This is a genomic window from Dehalococcoidales bacterium (assembly GCA_030698765.1).
GTDB lineage: Bacteria > Chloroflexota > Dehalococcoidia > Dehalococcoidales > UBA2162 > JAUYMF01.
This window is the reverse complement of record JAUYMF010000143.1, coordinates 1-4245: the sequence shown is the minus strand read 5'-3', so window position 1 is coordinate 4245 and position 4245 is coordinate 1. Positions and strand designations below refer to the sequence as shown.

Annotated in this window: 5 protein-coding genes; 1 reads left to right on the top strand and 4 read right to left on the bottom strand. The window is 53.6% G+C overall.

Features of this window, described 5'->3' with window-relative positions:
- Positions 1-229: type II toxin-antitoxin system HicB family antitoxin (locus Q8Q07_06900; protein MDP3880012.1), on the top strand; the 229-nt coding region annotated here is incomplete at its 5' end.
- Positions 230-576: 347 nt separating this feature from the next.
- Here Q8Q07_06900 and Q8Q07_06895 read toward each other — a convergent pair.
- The 4 genes from Q8Q07_06895 to Q8Q07_06880 all read right to left on the bottom strand — a co-directional run.
- Positions 577-1857 (bottom strand): coproporphyrinogen III oxidase family protein, encoded by a 1281-nt coding sequence (locus Q8Q07_06895; GenBank protein MDP3880011.1) that lies wholly within the window; start codon positions 1855-1857, stop codon positions 577-579.
- A 61-nt stretch (positions 1858-1918) separates the two neighbouring features.
- Complete coding sequence (gene cysS, locus Q8Q07_06890; protein ID MDP3880010.1) at positions 1919-3382, bottom strand: cysteine--tRNA ligase; 1464 nt, start codon at positions 3380-3382, stop codon at positions 1919-1921.
- Positions 3383-3874, bottom strand: a complete 492-nt coding sequence (gene ispF / locus Q8Q07_06885) for a 2-C-methyl-D-erythritol 2,4-cyclodiphosphate synthase (protein ID MDP3880009.1) — start codon at positions 3872-3874, stop codon at positions 3383-3385.
- Between the two features lie 70 nt (positions 3875-3944).
- Positions 3945-4245 (bottom strand): 2-C-methyl-D-erythritol 4-phosphate cytidylyltransferase (locus Q8Q07_06880; protein MDP3880008.1); only part of this gene is annotated, 301 nt, incomplete at its 5' end.

The following is a 4245-nucleotide window of genomic DNA, read 5'->3' as shown; positions in this document are numbered from 1 at the left end:
GAGGCAGGGCATGGAGCGAACTTTCGAAGCTACTATTGAAAAACGGGATAAATGGTACATTGGGTGGGTGGATGCTGTCCCTGGGGCTTTCAGTCAGGGCAAGACGATTAAAGAGGTAGAAGAAAATCTGAAGGAAGCGGTGCAGCTTATCCTGGAAACCCGGCGTGAAATGAAAGATAAAGGCTCAGGTGGGGAAGTTCTGAAGAGGAAGATACAGATTCAAGTGTAACTCCATGAAACGCCGTGACCTCATCAGCCATCTGACCAGAGAAGGCTGCGTGCTCAATCGAGAGGGTGCCAAACATTCAGTTTCCCTGAATCCAGAGAACGGGCATATTGCGACGGTTCCCCGCCACCGGGAAATAGAAACCCTCCTGGCCAGAAGAATTTGTCGGCAACTGGATATCTCTTTACCCAGGCAAGGAACTTAACCAACATATTGTGTTCTTAATCCATCCCCCTGTCCCCCTTCCCTTCGGCAAGCCCAGGACAGGCTCTTTGGTAAAGGAATGAGGAAGAAAAGAGAAGAGGGGCGCAGCCCCTCTTGGACCCTATCATCTGAATTCTCTCACCAGCTTAAACCTGTTTTTCGATGTAGTGTTCCCTTAAAGTGTTCAGGGAAGCGAAGAACTCCCTCATCATGACGCTGACCGGGTACATCCCTTTCGGGGTTACCGTGATACTGTCTTTACCCCGGACCAGGCCGAAGAGCCGGAAAAAAAGGAGCTCGGCACTCAGTTTCCGGTTGATATCAGAATCAAACCGCTGCTGAAACCTTCCCCCGTTAACTGCGGTGCCGAAGAGCTTGGTCAGCAGATAGTAACGGCGGTATTCCGCCCCGGAGAGCGCCCTCCAGCCGACGATGGGCAACCTGTCGGCAGCGAGAAGCTCCTCGTATTTTTCCAGCGAAAAAGAGTTCACGTAGAAGTTTCCTTTGAAGATGCTTACCGAGCCGGAGCCTATACCGATGTAATCATCAGAGTCAATGATGTACTCATCAATTATCCTCTGTCCTTTGGAAAAGCACCATACGGTCGATGCCTCGTAGCCGTCGTTATAAAGCTCCCTGAGGATGACATCATAGAACCTCTTTTCCCGGGAGGTATCGATGTGGTTGAACCTGCGTTCCAGGGCATCCTTCTTGTGGGGCGAAGCCATCAACGGGTAGAAGGTGGCCTGGTCTATCCCCAGCTTCTTGAAGGCCGCTACGTCCGCCTCAAACTGCTCGAGGGTCTGGCCGGGGAAGTTAAAGACAAAGTCAACGTTAAGGGTATCGAATTTACCCTGCGCCAGCAGCAGCCTTTCTTTTATCTCTTCTCCGTGGCAAACATACCTGCCCATAGACTTTAATAAATCATCGTCGAAGCTCTGTACCCCGATGGACAGACGGTTGATGCCTGCTGTCTTCAGCTGGCTTACCGTCTCCGGCGTTAGCTCGCGGGGTGTGGTCTCCAGGGAGATCTGTTTTACCCTAAAGTTGTCCTTGAGGTAATCAATGAAGCCGGCTAGCTCGTCCATGAGCAGGGTGGGCGTCCCACCCCCGAAGTAGAATTCGGAGAATTTAAAGCCGCGCTGTATATAGATGTCAAGCTCCTTTCTCAGGCTCCGGAAGTACTGCCGGGCGCGGTCTTCCTTGAACAGGTAGCGGTTAAAGCAGCAGAAAGGGCAGAGGGTACGGCAGAAGGGTATATGGATGTAGAGGGAGGTGCCCTCTTCTCCTTCCCTTCCCGACCCCCTGATTATGGAGTCGTCAATCTCCTGGCTGAGCTTGAGGAACTTCTTGCCCTCGCGGCGGGTGACAAAACTGACCATGTCCGCCAGCATCTTAACCAGTCTATCGTCCTGCTTTATCTCCAATTGTTCTAACCTGTTCCCGTGTAGCTCTGCGTTCGCATAAGCTTATTTAGATATTGGACTGCTACCGTTTGCTCTTCCACACCGTGCCCCTGGGAGTATCTTCCAGGGTAATTCCCAGTCCGTCCAGTTTGTTTCGTACCTCATCGGCAAGCTGCCACTTCTTGGCTTCCCTGAGCTGGTTACGGGTCGTAATCGCCACTTCCATCAGGGAGTCAACATCATCGGGCAGACCAGCCTCCGGCATCCCGCTCAGCCCGGCTTCCCTAAGCTGATTATTGATTGCAGCCAGTACCTGGCGTAGCGGCTCAGTATCCATTAGCGGCTGTTCCGGTGGTTTCAGGGTTAAACCGAGGACACCAGCCATCTCCAGGAGTCTTTTTTGGCCCAAGGCAACCCCATGTCCTGCCTCACCGGCACGGTTAATATCCCGGGCCAAATCAAACAGGATGGCTACCGCCTGTGCGGTATTAAAATCATCATCCATTGCCTTGATGAACCTGTCCTGATAAGCCTGGACATCTATTCCATCTTCGGCTTCTCTATCTTCAACAGGGAGTGAAACTACCTGCCTTAGTCTTTCCGCTCCTTTCTCCGCCGCCTCCAGGGCTTCTTCAGAGTAGGTCAGCGGGCGGCGGTAGTGGGAGCTGAGGACAAAGATACGGAGGGCATCGGCACTGTATCTGGTCAGGGCTTCCTTTATCGTCACCAGGTTGCCCAGGGACTTGCTCATCTTCTCTTCGCCCAGCTGCAGAAGCCCGTTATGCAGCCAGTATTTGACGAAGGGTTTCCTGCCGGTAAAGCTCTCTGACTGGGCAATCTCGTTCTCATGGTGGGGAAAGACCAGGTCCCGCCCCCCACCGTGAATATCAATGGTATCGCCCAGGTACTTCAGTGACATCGCGCTGCACTCGATGTGCCAGCCGGGCCTGCCCGCCCCCCAGGGGCTTTCCCAGGACGGCTCACCGGGCTTGGTCGCTTTCCAGAGGACAAAGTCCATCGGGCTCTCTTTTTCATCGCCGCCCACCGCATTTTCCGCCGCCAGCATCGACTCAAAGTTGCGACGGGAAAGTTTCCCGTAGTCGTGGACGTTCCTGACACGGAAATAGACGCTACCCCCGGCCGGGTAGGCATATCCTTTATCGATAAGCCCCTCCACTATTTCAATGATTTTGGCGATTTCCCCGGTAGCCCGGGGATAAACATCCGCCGGGATGATGTTGAGGGCTTCCATGTCCTCCAGATAGCTCTGGCTGTATTTCTCCGCCAGTTCCCGGGTGGAAATACCGAGATGATTGGCGCGGTCGATAATCTTGTCGTCAATATCGGTGATGTTCTGAACATACCTTACCCGGTAACCGCGGAATTTCAGATAGCGGCGGATGACATCAAAAATGATATAGCTCATGGCGTGGCCGATATGTGATTCACTGTACGGGGTAACCCCGCAGACATACATCTTTACTTCATTGCTATCACGGGGCAAAAAATCTTCTTTCTGCCTGGACAAGGTATTGAATACTTTCATCTAACTCGATTTTCCTTTACTATCCTTTACTACCGTTGCCACGGCATAAACAGCAATACCTTCTCCCTGCCCGACGAAACCGAGTCGGGATGAGGTGCTGGCTTTCACGCTCACCTGACCGGCGGTGATACCCAGTGTCTGGCTGAGCTGCCGGCGTATCGGCTCGATAAAATCCCTCAGTTTAGGCTCCTCGGCGACCACGGTGGCATCAATATTATTCACCCGCCAGCCGTTTTCCGCCAGCCTGACGGTGGTCCTTTCCAGCAGTACCAGGCTGGAAATATCCTTGTATTCCGGCTCACCGGGGGGGAAGTGACTGCCGATATCCCCCAGACTGGCAGCCCCGAGCAGAGCATCGATGATAGCGTGGGTCAGCACGTCAGCGTCACTCCAGCCACCTAGTCCCAGGTAAAAAGGTATTACCACCCCACCCAGCACCAGGCGGCGTCCCGGAACCAGAGGGTGGACATCGTAACCTATTCCAACACGCATCTATTATTTCCCCCCGTGTTTGGTCGTCGCTTTGAAATGCACCCTGGTTTTCCCCACTCACCGCGGGCGGTTAGGTGCCCGGGCTTAACCGTTTCTGCCACAAGACCCCGGCCAGAGCCAGGTCATCAGGAGTGGTCACCTTTATATTACCATAAGAACCCATGTAGAGTTTAATCCTGTACCCCAGCCGTTCCACCAACGTCGCATCATCGGTTACGTCGTCGGTCACCTGCTGGTATGCCTTAGCTATTATATCAGAAAGAAACACCTGCGGCGTCTGCGCTGCCCACAGGTTGTGCCGGGGCAACGTCTCCCTGATAAAACCGTCATCTCCGGACACCTTGATGGTATCGGTCACCGGGACCGCCGCC

Excerpts from the sequence above, each read along its gene's own strand:
- cysS (MDP3880010.1), bottom strand. The coding sequence starts at position 3,382 with ATGAAAGTATTCAATACCTTGTCCAGGCAGAAAGAAGATTTTTTGCCC.
- ispF (MDP3880009.1), bottom strand. The coding sequence starts at position 3,874 with ATGCGTGTTGGAATAGGTTACGATGTCCACCCTCTGGTTCCGGGACGC.